Consider the following 20690-nt stretch of genomic DNA (forward strand, 5'->3'; position numbering starts at 1 on the left):
TAACTTTAAGAGGATAGATCCGATGGAAATTATCATGAGCGCTATAGCAGGTGGCGTTATCGCCGGTGCAGAATTTGGGTTCTTCTTCGCTGCCGTATATGCAGCGGTGAATTGGAGCAATAAAGAGAAGTGGAGAGCGTTTTTCACCCTATGGTCGTCTACGATTGTTGGGGTCGCACTCACAGCAATGATATCGTCAGGAATACAAGTGGCTTTTCAAGGAATGTGAAAGTGAAAAGTGCCGTTCAATCGAGCGGTTTGACATCAATCAGCAAATAATTCTTGAAACAATTTAATCGTTTCTTCAGTGCTCTCAATGTCAATCACATCCATTTCACCGTGGCGTTTAGCACCATAAGCGTGCCTCGCTGTTGTAATGTCGTTATGCCCCATAAGCAGTGCAATAGACTCACTAGATACACCTGATTTTTTTAAATTAGCAGAGAATTGATGTCGGCCTGTGTAAAGATTGATAGGTGGCTCATTTGGAAATAATTTCTTGCTCACGTAATAAAGTCGTTGTCTTGCGATTTTGTAGCACTGCTCGTAAGTACCCTCTAGCAACGATATTTTGATATAAGCAAGATGGCGTTTGATGCACTCAATATCGGCCACATCATAATTCATAAGCGGAATGATACGATGAGAAGCTAATTCGTATTCTTCTCCATCATGCGTTGTAGCAGCCTTGATTGTGTTTCGTGTCTTGAGAACTAACCTGCCCTTTAAATCATGGAAAATGCCAGCGTCGCACCATTCCTTTGGCCGAAGCCCTGTGAGAATAGAGCTGCGTAGCCAATCGCTAATGAAAAAATGTGAATTTTGAGCATGGGTGAGCTCTTCTTCAACGGCTAAAAACTGGTCCCAACAAATGCTTTTCGACTTTTTCTTGGATTTATCTTTCTGTTTGTGTGCGATATCAGATGCGTTTACATGAATATAATTGATTAAATTTTGGTCAGTAATGTGAAGTAATAAGCTTCGTTTGTAATTATTTGCTGATTTCACCGTGACTTTCGGCAAGATCTCAGCGATAAACCAGTCACAAAAGGCATAGATAGACCTATCGTTACTAAGCGATAAGTATCTGTTTGCCCAGCGAATAACCCTGTCGCTGTGAATACTCTTGTCATTACATCCAGCTAACAATTCATCAATATAGTTCATAGTGATATCAATATTGCAACATGCAAAAATTTATATTAAAGTATACCTAATTATTACATGATAAGTGAAGTGAGCGCAATGAAACATATCAAATCAACGACGTTGGCAATACTGATTTCAATGCTCGTTTGTGGCTGTGCATCTACTAAAAAAGAAGAAACAGCTTATAACGTGGTTGATATGACCGATATTGATATGGCATTGATGCAAAGCGCTAAGGCAATACAATCGTCAATTAAAATCATGGAAGAGAACAAAAACTTCATCGCTTCCCGAAGTAAAAGTAATGAAGAAACGGATAAGTATGCTGAACAAATGACATACATTCCGAATGGTTTGGATGTGCCTATTACATTAAATGATCGATTGCCACTTCAAAAAACACTAAAAATAATTGGATACCTTACTGGTTATCAAGTGCTGACAGTGAACCCTCCACAAAACGATATTTCAAAATCAGTCAGAGTGTATGCGCGTCCCGCAATATATGTGCTGCGTGATTTAGGTGTGGAGCTGGGTGAAGAAGCACACATCGCAGTGATGCCATTTAAAGAGCCAAAACCCGACGGAATGTTAGGCATTATCACGGTGACCTATGCAGAAACATTGGGGGCAGGACGATGAAAAAATGGCTAACACTGAGCGTTATGCTCTTTTCAAGCGTCGTGGTAATGACGCCTGATGCATTAGCGAATAATGAAAAATACCCTGAATTCTTAACCTATCTTCTATCACTAAACTCAGATATGAGTATTGGTGAGCAAAAGCGATCAGAGGAAACGCTACGGACTCGATTAATTAAAAGTAAAGGTCTAAGTTTTGGATTGCAGGCAGGAAAATACTGGGCATCACAAGAGATAATGGCATATCTCAAATCCAAAGATGCACTGTTAAACAAAACCTATGACGCACGCCCATTGGTCGTACCCTACAAAGGTTTTTTGATCATGCCGCCCGTTATCGATGAACTGGATGGCAAAACGGTTTATAAAGCTAACGGCTCTCAAATCCGAACCGCAGAGCAGTTATATCAAATTAGAACGAATCCTCGTTTCATCACAAAAATCCCAACATGGAAAGACTACATCAAATTTGTTGTGAAAAATCCGAGCATTAAATACGTTAATGTGTTGCCAAGTGCCGACAACAAAGAAGAAATAGCGGTATGGCAACAAGCTGTGCTCGATGGTTGGCTGCAAGGCGTTGAGCAGGCAAAACGAATGGCCACATCACAAATTGCGATGTTAACAGCTGATGTGCAAGGGTTGGTGAGATACCACTTGTTAAGTGACCGAAACATGATTGAGCAACTTGAAGTGAGTGAGCAGTTTAATGAGGTTGTCGGAGGTGGAACAACGATGTCCATCAATGACGTCATCATCAACATAAAAACCAATCCAACGTTGCTAACCAATCGATTTGAATGGAAAGCGATACCTCAATTGCCGCCAATTCAAAGTATTTTCCCCAATGGGGTTGTGATGAACACGACTGAGTTGGAGATGAAATAATGGCTAAGGTATTAGATAAAAATGCTTATATGTTGCCCGTGGTGAATGTCTATCAACCGGACGACATAATGAAGATATTACTGCATGTGGAACAGGCTGGTGGATTTTCAGATATTGTTTTTTTAACTGACAGAGAAATCACAATTAAAGTAGATGGTATCCCGTTTCAAATCACAACGAAGAAACTCACATCGACAGAAGTTGATGGATTTCTAGCTTATCTCACTCGCGATAAATCTGCGCCAATGTCCGTCAACTCAGGCGTTGAAGTGGATGAGGCTGTATCGATACCAGGTTTAGAACGTGGACAATTTTATCGATATCGTATCAATGCGAGTGCGTTTAGTGTGCCGTATCGAGGAAGAGGTATTGCCATTACTCTCCGTTCCATTAGTAGTGAGACACCCCTGCCAGCTGACATTAATTTAGATATAAACATTGCAGAAGCATTAATGCCACGCCAAGGACTTGTGCTCGTTGCGGGTGAAACGGGTAGTGGTAAAAGTACCACGCTAGCAGCGTCTATCCGTCATCGAGCACAAAATCCAGATCCGAACAGCGGGTTATTTATTTTGACATATGAAGCGCCAGTTGAGTACGTGCATGACTATAAGTGCGTCAACGGGAGCCTGATTGTGCAGGCATCGGTTGATGAAATACGTGGTGATACAAAGTCATTTGAAAGTGGCCTTCGCAATGCATTAAGACGTTCACCAGAAGTGATTTTGGTCGGTGAAATAAGAGATTTGATTACTGTTGATATTGCGATTAAAGCAGCAGAGTCAGGCCATTTGTGTTTAGGTACGATCCACGCCAATTCAGCCAGTAGCGTATTCACACGCATCGCAAATTATTATCCCAGTGAAGTGCAAGAATCAAAAGTGTTGCAGCTGATATCAGGTGTAAAAGCCATTCTCGTCCAGTATTTAGCGCAGCGTGAAGGCGGTGGACGAATCGCACTACAAGAGTTCTTACCGCTCAATGCCGATGTGAGACTCGAAATTATGACCAGGCTGAAGGATGAAGGTATGCAGAATATGTCAGTGATTATTAATGACATGGTGGATCAGCATGGTTTCTCGATGATGACATCTGCTACAAATGCTAGACAGAACAATCAGATAAGTGAGCTTGAATTTTTAAAAATCTCATCAGGAGTCTAATTATGAGTAACAATAAATACGATGACTACGACCTCACTTCCGGCAGTTTAAATAATTGGCGAATGAGTGCCAAGTGGCCAATCGCAGGCAAGGGCGATGCGTCGATGTGGGCTGGTAATATTATTCTGTTACTACTGTGCATATTTTTCGGCGCGATTATTCCGTTGATGTGGGAAATCTTATATGTGATGTTGGCGCTGAACGTGATCTGCAAAATGAAAAAAATGAACATCACTCAGATCATCAGGCACTTCTCGCAGCGAATGGGAACAAAAGTAAAAAACGCGACTCCATTTTGGAAACGAACAGATCATTACGCTGTATTACTCATCATTACAGCAATAGCCACACCGTTAACATCGCCAACTGCACAAGCAACATTTGAAATCATCATTCCCAAAGCAGCCCCAGCGGTAGATCCCATGATAGCAAGCGGCGAAAAATTAATTGAAGGAGGCTTTGGTAGAGATGTGAAACTCATCGATTTAATGAGTCAAATCCTGCCTAGACCTTACGATGCCGAATTCCAAAATTCCGAGATCCAAGATATGAAAGTGAGCTGGTATGCCAATGACCGTGTTTATCTAAACGCGGTGTTTGCAGATATCAGTCGTCGTTATGGTCTGCTTTTTACTTGGAAACCAACCAGCGGATTAATGAATGTCAGTTGGGATTCAGGCATTTGCAGAAAGGTTATTGCTGAAAATGACAGCAATAGAGCCGCAGATGCAGAAATGTATAAAACCCAGCAACAAGCAATGCCAGCTTTTATCCAAAAAACCATCAACGATGTCACAGGGGAGGTCATAGTATGTTAAGTAATTGGAGCAATAAAAACATGCTGATCACAGCAAGTTTTGCAACCATAGCGTTCTTTCTCACGCCGTTGGCCAATGCGAATGCAAGCACCACTTATCCAGTACGTGATACGTTGTATAAAAAAACGCAGCTTAAAAAATATTCAGCATTTAAAAACTGTATATTTTGGCAATCACAGGCATTTAATGTGAATGAGTTAGTGTTGATGTCTGTGCTTTTAACAGAATATGGTGATGAGGATTCAAAGATAAAAAACCAGAATCAAACATACGATTACGGTTTAATGCAAATCAATGATGTTAGAAGTGAAGAATTGCTTGCACTCGGCTACAACCTTGAAGAAGTCAGAACCGATGGTTGCAAAAATATAGAGGCGGCTACCCATTTATTATCACTAGAAATCCAACGAGCTGGTGATGTGTGGCTCGGTGTAGGTCGCTACCATTACAATGAAAAAGGTAAAAATCCGAAGCACCACTACAAATATAGAGCGAGAGTAAACAAAAAGCTGGAATCGCTATTAAAAGTGGCTAAAAGCTCTCTGAATACAATGCACTTATCAGGTGGACAATAAGTAAATTATGTTGTAATGTTATTGCTAAGCAAAAGAGAAGGATTAGTTATGAAAATCTTGGTAATTATCTTTATGTCTGTCGTGCTTGTTATTGCGCCATCGAAAGTGCTAGCGCAGCAAGGTGAAGTAAAGGAAGCGGGTTATAAAATACCAGTGGGTATGGCCGTTACGAAAATCGTTCCGCATGATTGGAAAGTCATGTTCACCGACAACACGATGCGCAACTATCAGATCACTTGGTCAAAAGGTGATCGTTGGACAAATGTGTTAGATCAAGTCGGTATGCAATATGACTTAGCGTTTGTTGCAGATGCACGAAGTCGCGTTCTGTATGTGTCAGATACCAAGGATTTATTACTACGAGGCATAACACTCATAGCTTCTACCGGCGAAGCAAAAAAAATAAATCTTGCTGAAGTCGAATTTGCTGCCCTCGATGCAGAGGCTGAAATGCAATCAATTCAATCTGAATTGAAAGATGCAACAAGGCAAGTGGTTAAAATTGAAAATGATATTTATCAGGCAGTTAACGACTTGGATAGGCAGTCTGACCGATTAGTTCAATCACAATCAAAAAGTGTCGCATTCGGTAATCCTGTCGATAAATCAGTCACAATGGATTTAATGAAAAGAAGTACCGCAAATGAGATAGCGCTATACATCGCAAGTAACGATGATGAAGATGCGCTCATCGAAGCAGGTGATCTACTCACCTCACTGAATAATTATTTTTCAGACAGATGGAATTACGAAGCCGTATTTAGCAAAAAGTCACTGCCACTAATAGTTACCCTTCCGCATAGTTTACGAATGCCATCAACCAGCATGGCAGATGATATTCACTCTTTCTCTGACGCCATTAACAACAAGAAAAATGCGGTCAATATTTTCTTTAAGGTTGTTAAAGGCCGCTCAATGGACGGAACAAAGGAAGGCCAAATACAAATCACTATTGCAAATAAGCAGAATTAAAGGGGAACGAAAATGAAATATTTATTGAGTATAACACTGTTACTTTTTTCCACAGTGGTATCAGCAAATTCATTTGTTGAAATCATTGGGGCTGAAGAAGACCAAGATTCCTATTTGCAAGTGAGTGCAGTGCCTTTTGAAGAAGTGGTATCAGCAAAAATGCCTCATTTTGAATTAACGCAAGGCCTACTGAAAACGAACATTGTCAGACTGACCGACGAGTTCTTGCCAAGTCATGAAGTGGTATGGGCGCTAGATGATCGCTTAGAACAATACAGCAATGTAACGCTTGTAGGTGATTCATATGAAGATATTTTGGAACAAATCGCTCGTCAATACGTGATCGGCGCGTGTATCAGACCAAACAATGTTGTTGAAATGTATGACATTAAAGCTAATCGCTTCTATTGCGAGGATTGATGAATGAATATTATAAACAAAGTAACGATGGCGCTGACGGTATCAACAATGGTTTTATTGTCAGGATGTCATTCAAGAGGTTACACAGAATCAGTTCAAGAAACTGAAAACCTGCAAGTGAAAGTGCGTGAGCAGGATAACGCTAATGACTATCAGTTTGTAAAGCATTCTGGCAAATGGTTTGTGCCAAAACTGAAGCAATCCAGAAAGGACATGCCGGATTGGTGTTACAGCCCACAGCAACTTGGTGTATTCAAAGACGCGCCCATCAATTTGATATTGCAAGAACTGACAAAAACGATACCCGTAAATGTGGTGTATGGTAACGATGTAGATTCGAGTAAACGGATCACCGTCGCGTTAAACCGCGATGTGTGTGATGGTCTAGAAAAAGTCAGTTTGGCGTCGGGTTATTCATACACTATCAATGATTCAAAAATCACATTAAAAGCGCTTGAAGATAAGACGGTATCCGTTGCATTCGCACCAGGGGTCAACAAATACTTTTTGGGCAAAGAGAAAAATACAGGCGGCAGTTCAAGTGAGCAAGGCGCTGGCGGCTCATCCACTGTGGCCGTTACCAGTGAGTCATTAACAAATGCATCAGGCTTTAAGGGTGTTGAGGCTGAGTTAGATCCGTGGACAAATCTGGTGTCGGTATTAGCGCAGATGAAATCTGAAAAAGGGTTTATCGGACCTAATCCAGTGGCGTCGAATATTTTATTACGCGATACCCCTGAGCATGTTAATGCGATGGAAAAATACATACTCGGATTGAATAGAGCCGTAAACCGTGTGCTATCAATAGAATTTCAGGTTATCGAGGTCACAACGACAGACGGTGAAGAAAACGGCCTGAATGTACAAAATATTATTAAGCAGTTCGATGGCGGTAATAAAGCGGTCACATTCGGTACTGAATTTGCCAATAATATCTTAACTGACACCAACTCACCCTTACTCGACATTGCATTCACGCAACCGGCAGAAGGCCAGTCTGAATCATTGCTCATCAAAGCATTGGCACAGCATGGCCAAGTATCAGTATCAAGAGGCCAACGTGTTATTACGTTAAATAACCAAGTCGTTAGACTAAAAGAAGTGGTTAATGACACGTATTTAGCGCAGTCGAAAAAAGACTCAACCGCGAATGTTGGCGCAACGGATGAACTTATACCAGGTACCGTTCAAAGTGGTTTGGATATGTATGCTTTAGCCAGAGAATATGATGGCTTCATCCAACTTCACCTCTCCGCTAACATCTCAAATTTACTCAGCATCGGTGAAGTTTCCAGTGGTGAAAGTAAAATTCAAACTCCATCAGTCGGTGAGCGTGAATTTGACACCATGGCGTTTATACCACCGAACAAATCACTATTGTTAACTGGCCTTACAACCTCACGCAATGAAACTGCTTATCAAGGCACACTGGATGATAAAAGCGGCTTCTGGCCCTTTACGGACCTATTCGGATACACACGCGGCGGCAAGAAATCAAGAACTGAAACAATCATTCTTGTAAATGCAAGCGTGGTTTATAAGGAGTCGTAACCATGAACATGGCGAAACATGTAGTACGTTATCGAACCGGTGATTACAACCCGAAAGATATTGTCAAGTTGAGCGAACAGTGGGGAGAGTTCGCGTATAGAAATCAACTTGGAATATGTTTCGCAGCAGAACGTTATGAAGCGACTCAAGAGTATCTTATTAAAAAGCATAAGTTAAAAAACGGCTATTTGATCATTCAAACAGGTGATCATTCCTATGAAGTGAATGTCGTAAAAAGCAGTTTTATCGAAGAAACCAATACGTTTTCAACGCTCGCCTTACCTTTTGCCATTGCACTTAAGCAGGCTATTGGTCATATCACTGAAGACACTGTGGTTTTGAGGGTACCCGCAGACTCTAAAATCAGTATGTCAGCGGCCAATGTCGTCGTAGATAAAGATGGCGAAGAAGCGCCTGAGAAATTTGACTATCAACTAGCAAGTATCGCCGCTAAACAAAATACAGGATATGCAAACCAAATCGTGATCGCCCTGTTTGTGGCCGCAGGCTTATTTTATCAGTTTGGTTATGACGCGGTGTTTAAAGACGAGGTAGTTGAAACACAAGCGCCTGTAGTCGATCCATACAAGACATTTTTTGCGGCATTAACAGGTGGCGAACCTGATGTGAGGCAAACGTTGTTAACCGTAAAGGAAATGCTTGATTCATTAGCGCGTATCCCGCAATGGCGAGTGATGCAAATAAACATGAACAAATCCGGAGCGGGACTGGTTGTTGCAGCAGAGTTGGTACCGAGAAGCGATGGAGATAATCCGCAGCGAACCATTTTGGTATCTACGGTGGCGGCAAAGGGTTACTCAATTGATTTGCAGCAGCAAAATCCAGTTGTGTTCATGACATTAAAAAATGCGGCAGTGTATGACCTTCAAAATGAAACCGCATCTCTGGTCAACGTCGATCAATCTTTGGCTTATCTAGGGGATGCGGTCAGCGCGTTAATAGAGAACGGCAGCATCACCATACCAGTCGAGCAAGGCGTCGTGACAGGAGGGGATTATTCGCAAAAAAACCTTCAAGTCACGATGGGCGGTAATTACTCACAACACCTTGATTATCTGTCAATTATTTTTAGTGGTTGGCCAGTTTTTTTTCAATCAGGCAGGATTGAAGTGACAGAAACTGGAAAATACAGAGCCCAATTTAATATGGCGATTTTAGGAGAATAAGCATGAACTTAAATATAAAGAATTGGGATACCAAGACGAAGGTAAAAGCGATAGCGCTGACGCTCTTTGTGGTGTGCGCTGGTATCTATTTAATGCCGGAAGATGAAGCTAGTTTAGAGTCCGTTTCATACGGGGAGCCAATTGAAAGGATGTATGAAGCCCAACCGACAGGGTTTGATGACTTCGCACAAAATAGTACAAGTGATCTGCAAGTTAGTGAACCGGCAGCGCAAACGCAATCAACAACGCCAAGGCCTCAGTCTGTCACTGTGCCGAAATTTAACTTTATCGTAGAGCTAGCAAAAGTCATCGACAACGTGCAAAACAAGCCAGAAGCGATGTTGGAATACAAATATGCGCTTTCTGAGCAAATGTTGGAAAAGCGAGCCAAGCTGCAAGAGTTAGTGGCTAGAGAAACAACCGCAAAATTGCAAGAAATGACCAGTAAAAAAGAAATGAACGACTTGACACCAGGGATGTCGGTATCGAGTAATGCTGCACCAACGAGCGACATCACGGATTCAACAGTCAACAAAGCCTTGTTCGAATATAACTATCAGCCGTCTGATTTTTCGCTGACCAATGTGCGTTCAACAATCGACGGGCCTGAAGCCATTGTTGAATATCGTGGTGAGTTTTACACGGCCAGAAAAGGCCGAGACTTACTGACGATGGTGAAGGTGTTAAATGTCAAAAATGACAGAGTAGAACTATCAACGCCAAACATCCCATCTTTTAATGTTGTTTTAAAACTATAGGTGGGGGTTGATATGGAAATTGCACATGTTGACGAATCCTTTTCACTAGACGATCTGGAAGTTATACCAAAATATGTCAAAGCTTGTGAGCACCAAGCTGAAAATGGCAAAGCAGTCGCTATATGCAGTGATGGTTCCTTGCTTATCGAAGAGGGCGCTCAAGAAGACAAACTGCTGATACAACGCTTCATTAAAATCGGAGAGCGAGAAGGATTTAATAATATCAGTGTAAAAATAGCCGAAAGAAGCGATTTATTAGTGTTACTTGGACGCTCACATCATGTTGTTGAAACGCAGATGGATGAAGAGCAAGAGAACGACGCAAAGGCAACATTAGAAAGGATATTAGCGAAAGCGATAAAGATCCGAGCGAGTGACGTACATATACGAAAAGCGGGGGCAGACTCTGTTGTTTATTATCGGGTTGATGGTGTGCTCACTAAAACAGAGCCATATTCAGAGCAGCTTATTAATCTGGCGATATCACGGCTTATCAACCGCGATATGGGCAATATTAAAGAGATGAGTGACGATAACAGCATCGAAAACGGGACAGTCAATGACTATGTGATCAGAGTGGATGGTGTACCGGTCAAAAAGGAACTACGTCTTTCTAAAATCCCAACAACACTCGGCAGTAAAACCGTCATTCGTCTAAACGACTCAAATGTTAAGTCAAAGAAATTGGATGACTTTAAATATGATGAAGAAACATTAGAGTTTTTAAAAGCGGAAGTCGCACAGTCATACGGCTCGACCATTGTGACCGGACCAACAGGTTCAGGTAAAACGAATTTATTGGCGGCTATGACGTCTGCAATCGACCCATCCAAAGAGCGAAGAACGATTGAAGATCCTGTCGAGATTAAAATTCCAGGCGTTGACCAATCCACGGTTATTGAAGGCTCGAAAAATGCCACTTTCGAAAAGTTGCTCAAAGCCATGCTCAGACAAGATCCAGACACATTAACTCTCGGTGAGATGCGTGATGCAGAAGCAGCGAGACAATTATTGGGTTTTGCTAGAACGGGTCACTACACATTAAGTACGCTTCACGTTAATTGTGCAGCATTAACACCCGAGCGTCTTAACGATATGGGGGTCGATTTCAGTGAAATGAAGTCAACACTGTCATCGTGCATCGCTGTCAGGCTGGTCCCGCTTTTGTGTCCTGATTGCAAGTTAAGTGTTGAAGATGCCAATGTCAGCGCAAAAGACAGAAAAAAATTACTGAGCATTACACCAGATCTATCAAATATTCGATTGCTCAATCCATTGGGATGCCAGAAATGTGCCGGGCTAGGCGTCTATGGTCGTCAATCAGTCATTGAATATATCAAAATCCAAGAGAGCGATTTTGAATGGATTGAGCGACGTAATGTGTATGCGTGGATGCGACATTTAAAAGAAACGAGAAACTGGCGCAGCATGGGTGATAGAGCAAGAGATATCGCACTACAAGGCATTATCGATCCCATTCACGCCGAGCACTTTGTTACGGGCATTTTCGATTTATAAATTTAGGCAGTTGAGGTTTCAATATGCGAATACTAAATGGACGCTTAAACCCACAAGCAATCACAAAGCAAATGCAATCGTTAGTGCATAAAATCAATGTGATGTTCAATTTTAATCAAGAAAAGCAGATTGAATTCTTGATGGAATTAAGCACATGGATGTCAGATGGGGTAAAACCAATCGATGCGCTGAAGGGTATGAACCAGATATTTCTGTTATCAGGTAAAGCAAATTCGATACAGAATAAAGCCACAGAATCATTAATTGATGCACTCAACAAGGGTCAACCGATGTATATCGGCATGGAAGGATATTTCACGCGATACCTTGTGACCATTTTTAGATCTGCGGAAGAAACAGGAACAATGAGCGAAGCGCTATCGCTATTGTCAGAAGATGATAAGCAAATAAAAGAACTCAAGACCATTTTCTTTAAACCCGTAATTCCTTCATTTTTTTACGTCCTACTGATGCTAGGTAGTTCAATCAATATCACTACAGATGTCTTACCTTCTCTAGCGCGTGGAAAACCCTTCGATGAGTGGCCAGTACCTGCACAAAACTACACAAACTTAATGAATGTGATCATGGAATATTGGCCCTTCATTACCGTCGGCATCATTGTTGCGATAGTGCTCATTGGAAAATTTTTAGCGAATAATGTCAGCAAACTCCGATTAGATTTAGACACAATGCCTGTGTTGAACGCTTATCGCACCTTTATTGCTAACCAATATTTAAAAATGCTATCTGTCCTAATGTTGGCAAATATCAAGCCGATGGACGCATTGCGAATGATGGAGGCAAACGGGAGTCCATATGTTGCTTGGCATGCAAAAGAAGCACAAAAAAAGCTAGATAAAGGCGAAATGGAAATAGGTAAGGCCATCGATACTGGCTTAATAGCCGATGAAGTCTTGATCAAGATGCAATATCTAACAAGCGTCAGTTCTCATGAAGGCAAAGTCAGAGGTTTGCGTGTAACCGCTGAACGCTCAATTGGTTTGGCAATGAAATCGTTAAAACGAGCAGGCATGTTAACCGCCTTAGTGTTCTTTGCGATTTTGATATATCTACTCATGAATGCAGCCCTAGCAATAATCACGCTGGGAGTCGCAAAATAAAGCTTTACATTTTCGAAACAATTAATATACTTATCATATACACGATACAGGAGACTGAGCGATGAAAGTAAATAAAAGGCAAGCTGGCTTCACAATTATGGAATTGGTGGTAGCACTGGGCGTGATGGGCATATTAATGGCCATTGCATCAAAAGCGTTCAATGACACCTCTATGGCTGAGTCACATCGATTGCAGACAGATATCGATAAGATAGCTGCACAGACCGTTAAATACGCCGCAGGGGGTGTGTTTACAGGAGTTTCAATCAATGTTTTATGCACTGACAAGTACCTCAATACCGATGTGTGTGGCACTGGTGATGGTGCTGGTGCTAACCCCTGGGCAGGCAACTACAGCGTAGTCGCGTCAGGAACCAACCGATTTTTGGTGACTGTGACAGATGTGCCAACCAACGTGGGACCACAAATTGCGAAATACTATTCAAAGACTGCGCGTAGCGTGAACTACGTGCCTGGTACGAAGGCGTTGACGTTAATTTTCGGTACCTAATTAACTTCATGTCGCATTTGCAGCGATTAACACAATGATAGCTAGAAGGGAAAGTAATTATGTTAAAGAGTCAATTTAGAAAACAAACCGGCTTCACCATAATGGAGTTGGTCGTAGCGCTCGGAGTCATGGGCATATTAATGGCCATTGCATCAAAAGCGTTCAACGATACTTCAATGGCAGAATCACATCGATTACAAACAGATATCGACAAGATTGCCGCCCAAACAGTAAAATTTGCAGCGGGTGGTGTATTTACTGGGGTAACGATGGGGCAGTTATGCTCGCAACAGTATTTAAATGCCGATGTATGTGGCTCAGGTGACGGTGCTGGTGCAAACCCATGGGCGGGTAACTACACTGTAGCGGCATCAGGAACCAACCGATTTCAAGTTACTGTAACCGCTGTGCCAACCAATGTCGGGCCGCAGATTGCCAAATACTATTCAAAGACTGCGCGTAGCGTTAACTATGCATCAGGCTCAACGACATTAACGTTAATTTTCGGTACCTAGCATGATGTATTCTCATGGCAAGCAATCAGGGTTCACGTTACTGCATGTCGTGGCTCTGATTAGCTTTATGGGAATGGTGTTAGCGCTCAACGCAAAGTTAACGGCTGACACGCATGTTGAAAATCAGATCTATATGAGCAAGCTCGCTATCGATGAGTTAAAAGCGGCATATAGTGACTACTACGCAGGACAATGCAGTGCATTTCTCAATGCGCCATCAATCTCGACATTAAAGTCGCAAGGCTATTTGGCCACGACGTTTAATGAAAGCATCCCCAATGCAGGACCAATCACCCTCGGTGCATCCAAAAACATCGACAACATGCAAGTGTTGAGCATCAATTTGACCTTCGATACACCCGCGTTTGCAAAGTACGCATGGAACGAAATGAGCGGTGAAGGGATCATCCTATCAGACAAAAGAACCTATCAAATATCATTCTTCCCCTATGTTATTGGCGAAAGAGGTGCGAGTTACACTTGGTTCTCTTCATCAAACTGCCCATAAACCGCCACACAACTTTTTAACTTTAAAATAACATCTTGAATTTGGCGCCCAAATAATCTATTTTATAAGTACCTGATAAGTATTCTAGATGGATTCGGCTATGAGCGTAAAATTGAAAATATCACTCTTGCTACTCGCTTTTATGACGAGCGGTAGTTTTGCTCAAGATCCACAGGAAATAGCAAACCGCGAAGCGGAATTTGCAGCAACGAACTTAAAGCAATACAAAGAAGCTGCGATAGCGGTATATCAAACGACAGGTTTCTGGCCAACAAGTGTCACCAACCTCAACAGCAAGATGCCCGTTGTGCCTAAATTCACTGGCGCATACAAATCGCCATCTATTGTCCATAACGCAAATGGTTCGGTGTCGATTACCATTCAAGCAGGCAGCGCCCAAGAAGCTAAGCGATTAGCAGGATTGGCGGGTGAGGTTTATAGCATCAATGGCTCAACAGTAAGCCTATTAGTCACGCCACCCGCAGGCAGTAATCTACGTTCTGTATACAAAGACCAGATTGTTACTACAAATCAAAACGAATTCTCAGTGATAGATGATATATCCCTTGGCGGTAACAAAATACTGAATGCGCAATCGATAGATGTGAATACAGCAAATCTAAAGTGCCTCACGTTAGGTTCAAGCAAGATTTGTGAAAATACGTCTGGAATATTGGATGTGACAACCGATCTTGCAAGCATTGCAGGAACGGGGCAGGTAGATGAGACAATAACGGCGGGAGTAGTTGAGGTATTAAACAAGTTAAAAACAAATGAGATGTCACTGAGCGAATTAGCCGCCACAAATACGGTAGTGACAGATCTGATTGTCACAGCTGCCAATCTAGATCAAGCGCAAATCAATTTAATGGACGCCATTACTGCCACAATGAAGGATGTATTAGTTGGCGAGTTAACGGTAACAGGCTCAAGTAAGCTGGCAGATCTTCTCGCAACCGATGGGTCATTAGCAACCATCACGGGCAAAGATTTGAATGTCTCGGGCGTTGCGGTAATGAATACTTTGCAAGCCAATGGTCTTCTGGCTGGCAATGCGTTTGTAGATGCAGCAAATGTCCAAAACTTGATAACGAATGTAGGTTCAATCACGAATCTAAAAACTAATCTGATGGAAACCAACAGGATTTTAGCTGAGCAAGGCCTGTTAGCAGATATAAAAGCAATAACAGCGGATTTTAACTCAGCAACGATAGAGGACGGGGATGCTGTCACGCTAAACGCGCAATCGTTTAAAGGCAAAATTGTACAGTTAGGTGCTGCTGTCGTGAATGCGACACTCACCGTAAATCAACTTGATGTGAATCGGATCGAGTCAGACACGGCAAACATAAAGTCTCTACAAACGGAAACAGGCACAATCAAGACGCTAAATGCAAATACCACCACAGTCACCGGAGATACGAAAACAGCCAGCCTTGAAGTCGCAGGGGATGCAAGTTTTGGGGCGAATTTAACAGTTAACAACGCTGTCTCGACCAAAGATTTAGTTACGAACAATTTAAATGTGACTAATTTAATCGAAATGATGGATTTGGTTGTCGAAAATAGCATGCTAACTGCTTACCTTAATGGGCTAAATTCCACGATAACGGCAGACAAGATATCTTATTGGGCTGGTACGGGGCCAGCTCATCGTGTTACAAGTGACCGTTTCGTCAGCGATAGCATAAAGATTAATAATGGTACATTCTATGCCGATGATGCAAGCATAGAAACGGTGACGGCTGGGGATCTTCGGGTATCAAGTATGTCGGAATATGGCACATATGGAAGCCAAAAAGCATCTGGAACACTTACAGCTGCGAGCGTGAATGTCAGAGGTATTACAACAGCAAACGAAGTTGATGCGGATGTGATGACAGCAACCACCATGAACTCAACAGATTGGCAGTCCACAACGCTCAATGCAAAATCCCTAATCACACAATACAATGCAGCATTAGCAAAGGCCGTCATACAAAATATGACAGCGACCAATTCAGCAATCGGTACTGCAACCGGTGAAAGCTTAGCGCTAACAGGTGATCTCTCAGCCAATTCTGGTTCTTTGCAAACAGTCAGAGTGACAGCGCAAGCCTTACTAGGTTCATTAGAATCAGGGCCAGCTGAAATGCAAGGCAATCTCTCAGTGGCTAACAATGTCAAAACAGCAAATTTAACTGCTAATACGATCAATGCGACACAATCAAGCATAACAACACTGAAAGCCCAAGATATTACTGTTAATGGGCTGCTAAAGGGTGCAACCGTAAAAACGAATGCTGGTAATAGCTTGGCCAGTGTAAACAATCTCTATATAAATCATGAAGGCAGAATAATCAGTGTCGAGCAGTTCAGAACAGAATGTATCAATAATTGGGTTTATGCATGTGCTGGGACGCTACCGAGATTGAGCAATACAAACTGCGTAGGCTGTACGCAGAGCAGTTATAGCTCTGGCTCATTTAACGCTACAGCGTCAGCAACAATATTAGATTGTCCCGCCGGATGCGATTACACATGGACAACAGGAAGTGGGATAGCTAAAGCAACATGCAGCAACGGAAGTGTCGGTTCAGGCCAAACTAAGACCGTATCATGTAGCGTTAGCAGTTCACCCGCTGTAAGCATAAATAGCACGTTAAGCAGTGTAATCAATCTAGAAGTTAAGCACTCTGGCAGAGCATCAATTAACGCAGGCAATAGCTATCCAATCAGTTGGACGTTCACCGGTGAAACCCCAACGATATCATCTGCGTCATGCCCAGAATGTTCATTTACAAAAAATAACATTAGCACTTTTACCGCGTTGTACACAGCCAATATCGCCAATTGTTCGGCAGGCTGTAATTATCAATGGGTATTCGGAAGCGGGATCGCTGCTGATATCTGTACAAATGGTTCAGTTGCCGCAGGGCAAACGAAAGGTGTCAGCTGTAAAATCAAAGCTAGCCCTGGTGTTAATGCAGGTACGGTGCTAAATAGCACGTTAAAACTGGTTGTAATGAATGCGCAAAGTGCCAGCCAAACAGCGAGCAATACGCAGACGGTACGATGGGAAAACCAAAAAATAACCCCCGAACCGACAATCACATATACCTCTTGCAAATTCGTTAATAATGGCGGCGCATGCTCGTCACCAGGCGTGGGTTCAGGTGGGTACCTTGATGTGATGGTTACTTACACCATTTCAAACTGTGACCCTTCATGTACGTTAACAACGACACTCGGATCAGGTTTAACCCCTGTCACTTGTTCAACCCAAACTGTGACTGGCAATACAACCGCTACCTGTCGTTTTAGAAACACCAATCCACTGTCATTAGGGCAATCGCTAACGACCACAATTGCAAAAGCAAAAGTGGTAAATAATGATGATGCAACGAAGACATCCGAAGTTACGGCCATTCCGCTGCAATTGCAAAATGGAACTGCGCCCGTCGCTGCGCCATCTGTGACACTCGGCTGCACTGGCTGTAGCCAAAGTGTAGAGGCAAAATCCAGTTTTACAGCGACGGCAAATGGTTCGATCACGACATGCGATGGCGGCTGTACATACACATGGGCGCTCGGGGGTGGATTGACCAAAAACATTTGTAACAATGGCTCAGTCAATTCCGGTGGCTCGTCATCACCGTCATGCTCATTCAAAAACACCTCTGCTGTAGCAGAAGGCACTACCTTAGCAAGTACAGTCTCGCTAACCGCAACCAATATTGGTGACACAAGCAAGAAAACAACTAAATCATTTAGTGTGACTTGGGAAAATATTAAGCCCGCACCAGCTAAAGGGTTCTGGAGTGGCAATCCATTTACCACGATTTATTCAACTATATACTTCAGTTCTAATTGTCCTTCACCAGTATTCACAGATTTAGATGGTAAAGGCTATAAGACCGAACAACAGCAAGTACCTAAACAAACAACAGAAGAGTGCAATATTGGTGATACATGGCGTTCTTTCAGGCTTGAGTACGCAGGAAATGGATGTCGTGGACATATTCAGGAACAGGTCTGTAAGTAAAAATAGGCCAAAAACAATAGAAAAATACAGTTAATAGACAAATCAAGGACTTCATTATGAAACAATTCAAGAAATTATGTTTGTGTTCAGCGATGAGTTTATTAGCTGTGGCACCGCTATCAGCTAACCCACTCAACCCCGCAGCGACGCAAGTGAGTAAAGCGCCAACGACAGCTGATATTGCTAATGAGCGTATCGATAAGTCAAAAAAAATGTTTGAACAAATTGAGGCCGCAGCACTCAATGACTATGTAACTTCTGGTACATGGTCATCAAGCCTCAATGTGATGGCTACACAAGGTAAATATCTGGGGAAAATAGTTGGACCCTATGGCAAAAACTTTGAGTTAGTGCCGCAGTCAAATGGTACGACGCAAATTAAACTGCAAGTGGATACCGCCGCGCAAGCCAAGCAGATTGCCAATTTAGTGGGCAATGGTGTCGCGTCAGGAACAACGGTCATTAAAACAATCGGCACACCCGCAGAAGGTGCGTTAAGAAATAGTCTATTAGCGGATTATGTCGATATCGACACGATGGATAGATTAAAATATCAAGTTGATATCGATGCAAACGGGAATGATATTAAAGATGTAAATGCTGTATATACCAACTCGTTGACCATCGGTGCTGGCGGGGTGGATTTTGGTACAACATCAATAAAGGAAACCGCACCAGGGCAGCTAGCGTTTAACGCAAATAATACACGCTTGAGTAAAAATCTGGATGTGGCAGGCACGTTATCATCTAAAGAGTTAAACGTGACGAATAAAATCACCGCTGCAACGGGTGAGGTCACGACCTTAGATGCGATAACAGCGAACATCGGAACGCTAAATGGCACGAATGCGACAATCACCAATGCAGACATCGAGAATTTAGCTGCAAATACAGCCAAATTCCAATCAGCTGCAGCACAAACACTGAACGTGAGTGGCTTAACGAAATTAGCGGGATTGGTAGCAAATAATGCTACGTTTAGCGGTTTAGTCAAATCGGGAAGCCTTCAGTTATCAGGTGCTGCCGTGGTTGATACATTAGAGGCGCAGGGCATAACAGTATCAAATGCAACAATCACTCGGGCAGAGGTAACCGATCTAATATCCGCACTGGCCAACATTACCACGGTCTATTCAAATTTGGTCGATACAAAGAAAGTGATTTCTAATTACGGACAAATTAATGAATTGTACGGAACCACCGCAGATATCAATACGCTGGTGTCAAATATGGTAACAGCGCAAACATTTGATGTAACAACCCTCAATGCACTGAACTCAGAACTCGAAACCGCCACAGCCAATACGCTGTCGGTGTTGGGTACTGCGAATGTAAAAAATCTGACTGCAGAAACGGGTGTGATAAAAGTGCTGACATCAGATATTGCAAACATCAATAATCTACAAACTACAACGATTAACAATAGTGGAAAATTAACCACGGGTACATTACAAGTGAATGCAGATGCGACGGTCGGTGGCAATTTAAATGTCGCAAAAACGCTCACTGCAAATGACATCAATGTAGCCAACTCCGCTAAAATCAATGGCATGACGACGACAACAGCGCTAACAGTCAACGGAACAACGACGATAAACGGTAACTTACGCGCTGTTTTCATTAATGCATTGAGTGTAAAAGCGAAAGAAATTGAAACCTATCATGTCCTAGCGAATGCTATGGAAACTACGACGCTAGATTCAAATCATGGGGTTATTAGTGATACTTTAACTTCGACAACGGTTAATGCCAATTCAGTCGAAGCAGGTAATGCCATCATCAATGGAAAGTTGACTTCCCAGCAATTAGAAGCACAGGTCGGTCAAATAGGTGCATTGACAACGGTTGATGCTAACGTGAGTAACAAAATGACCACAAGAGATCTTGTTGTATCGTCACTAGCAACACTGAATGCAGCAAATATAAGTAATCTGGTTGCGACAATTTCAAACATTGGTACCGCAACAGGCTCAAGCCTTGCCTTAACGGGTAATCTTTCAGCCAAAGACGCGACGTTTCAATCATTAAATGTGGCAAATAAAGGCACATTTGGTTCTTTGAAAGTGCTTGGTGATAGCACGATTAATGGCAATCTAACAGTGGGCAACACGCTCACAACCGCAACCGCTAATGTCACTGGGACATTAACTGCATCAACCGCGAATCTTGGTGCAACCACAGCAAGCACTGTGACCGCAACGGGGGTAATTCAGGCGAGTGATGTGATGAATACCGCTGGGGTGTCATTAAATGCATTAAAATCAGGCTTTGATGCACATGGAACTCGTATCGGTACCATGGAAAAATGGATTGCAGATTGTAAAGCCAAAACAGTAGCGGAGTGCAACCGTTAAACTAAATCGTTTAA

19 protein-coding genes are annotated in these 20690 nt (G+C 42.5%); 18 read left to right on the forward strand and 1 reads right to left on the reverse strand.

The window, feature by feature from the left end:
* Positions 1 to 34 precede the first annotated feature (34 nt).
* Positions 35 to 229 carry a hypothetical protein gene (locus tag HBH39_RS18800; RefSeq protein WP_167680355.1) on the forward strand — a complete coding sequence of 65 codons (195 nt, stop codon included), beginning with the start codon at positions 35 to 37 and terminating at the stop codon, positions 227 to 229.
* A 35-nt stretch (positions 230 to 264) separates the two neighbouring features.
* Here HBH39_RS18800 and HBH39_RS18805 read toward each other — a convergent pair whose 3' ends face one another.
* Positions 265 to 1167 (reverse strand): hypothetical protein, encoded by a 903-nt coding sequence (locus HBH39_RS18805; protein ID WP_167680356.1) that lies wholly within the window; start codon positions 1165 to 1167, stop codon positions 265 to 267.
* A gap of 78 nt (positions 1168 to 1245) precedes the next feature.
* On the opposite strand from HBH39_RS18805, the gene HBH39_RS18810 reads away from it, so the two are divergent.
* From HBH39_RS18810 to HBH39_RS18890, 17 genes are all read left to right on the forward strand, one after another.
* Entirely contained in the window at positions 1246 to 1791 is a 546-nt protein-coding gene (locus tag HBH39_RS18810; RefSeq protein WP_167680357.1) for a hypothetical protein, read from the forward strand.
* The gene (locus HBH39_RS18815; protein WP_167680358.1) at positions 1788 to 2678 is read left to right on the forward strand and encodes a type IV secretory system conjugative DNA transfer family protein; all 891 of its coding nucleotides are present in this window, start codon (positions 1788 to 1790) and stop codon (positions 2676 to 2678) included. The genes HBH39_RS18810 and HBH39_RS18815 overlap by 4 nt, the downstream gene beginning before the upstream one ends.
* Positions 2678 to 3841 carry a type IV pilus twitching motility protein PilT gene (locus HBH39_RS18820; RefSeq protein WP_167680359.1) on the forward strand — a complete coding sequence of 388 codons (1164 nt, stop codon included), beginning with the start codon at positions 2678 to 2680 and terminating at the stop codon, positions 3839 to 3841. The genes HBH39_RS18815 and HBH39_RS18820 overlap by 1 nt, the downstream gene beginning before the upstream one ends.
* A gap of 2 nt (positions 3842 to 3843) precedes the next feature.
* Entirely contained in the window at positions 3844 to 4659 is an 816-nt protein-coding gene (locus tag HBH39_RS18825; protein WP_167680360.1) for a hypothetical protein, read from the forward strand.
* A complete protein-coding gene (locus HBH39_RS18830) occupies positions 4653 to 5234 on the forward strand; it encodes a lytic transglycosylase domain-containing protein (RefSeq protein WP_167680361.1) in 582 nt (193 codons plus the stop codon). The genes HBH39_RS18825 and HBH39_RS18830 overlap by 7 nt, the downstream gene beginning before the upstream one ends.
* Positions 5235 to 5282: 48 nt before the next feature.
* The gene (locus HBH39_RS18835) at positions 5283 to 6206 is read left to right on the forward strand and encodes a hypothetical protein (protein WP_167680362.1); all 924 of its coding nucleotides are present in this window, start codon (positions 5283 to 5285) and stop codon (positions 6204 to 6206) included.
* A 12-nt stretch (positions 6207 to 6218) separates the two neighbouring features.
* On the forward strand, positions 6219 to 6626 hold the full coding sequence (locus HBH39_RS18840) for a hypothetical protein (protein ID WP_167680363.1): 408 nt from the start codon (positions 6219 to 6221) through the stop codon (positions 6624 to 6626).
* A gap of 3 nt (positions 6627 to 6629) precedes the next feature.
* Complete coding sequence (locus tag HBH39_RS18845) at positions 6630 to 8177, forward strand: hypothetical protein (protein ID WP_167680364.1); 1548 nt, start codon at positions 6630 to 6632, stop codon at positions 8175 to 8177.
* 2 nt (positions 8178 to 8179) lie between these two features.
* Positions 8180 to 9364 (forward strand): hypothetical protein, encoded by a 1185-nt coding sequence (locus HBH39_RS18850; protein ID WP_167680365.1) that lies wholly within the window; start codon positions 8180 to 8182, stop codon positions 9362 to 9364.
* A gap of 2 nt (positions 9365 to 9366) precedes the next feature.
* A complete protein-coding gene (locus tag HBH39_RS18855; protein WP_167680366.1) occupies positions 9367 to 10122 on the forward strand; it encodes a hypothetical protein in 756 nt (251 codons plus the stop codon).
* A 12-nt stretch (positions 10123 to 10134) separates the two neighbouring features.
* Complete coding sequence (locus HBH39_RS18860; protein ID WP_167680367.1) at positions 10135 to 11640, forward strand: GspE/PulE family protein; 1506 nt, start codon at positions 10135 to 10137, stop codon at positions 11638 to 11640.
* A 23-nt stretch (positions 11641 to 11663) separates the two neighbouring features.
* Positions 11664 to 12764, forward strand: coding sequence for a hypothetical protein (locus tag HBH39_RS18865; protein ID WP_167680368.1), 1101 nt, complete (start codon positions 11664 to 11666; stop codon positions 12762 to 12764).
* 61 nt (positions 12765 to 12825) lie between these two features.
* Complete coding sequence (locus tag HBH39_RS18870) at positions 12826 to 13275, forward strand: pilus assembly FimT family protein (RefSeq protein WP_167680511.1); 450 nt, start codon at positions 12826 to 12828, stop codon at positions 13273 to 13275.
* A gap of 59 nt (positions 13276 to 13334) precedes the next feature.
* On the forward strand, positions 13335 to 13790 hold the full coding sequence (locus HBH39_RS18875) for a prepilin-type N-terminal cleavage/methylation domain-containing protein (protein ID WP_167680512.1): 456 nt from the start codon (positions 13335 to 13337) through the stop codon (positions 13788 to 13790).
* Position 13791: 1 nt separating this feature from the next.
* Positions 13792 to 14298 (forward strand): hypothetical protein, encoded by a 507-nt coding sequence (locus HBH39_RS18880; protein WP_167680369.1) that lies wholly within the window; start codon positions 13792 to 13794, stop codon positions 14296 to 14298.
* 100 nt (positions 14299 to 14398) lie between these two features.
* Positions 14399 to 18322, forward strand: coding sequence for a hypothetical protein (locus HBH39_RS18885; protein ID WP_167680370.1), 3924 nt, complete (start codon positions 14399 to 14401; stop codon positions 18320 to 18322).
* A 56-nt stretch (positions 18323 to 18378) separates the two neighbouring features.
* Positions 18379 to 20676, forward strand: coding sequence for a beta strand repeat-containing protein (locus HBH39_RS18890; RefSeq protein ID WP_167680371.1), 2298 nt, complete (start codon positions 18379 to 18381; stop codon positions 20674 to 20676).
* Positions 20677 to 20690: the final 14 nt, after the last annotated feature.

Source organism: Shewanella aestuarii, from assembly GCF_011765625.1.
Lineage (GTDB): Bacteria > Pseudomonadota > Gammaproteobacteria > Enterobacterales > Shewanellaceae > Shewanella > Shewanella aestuarii_A.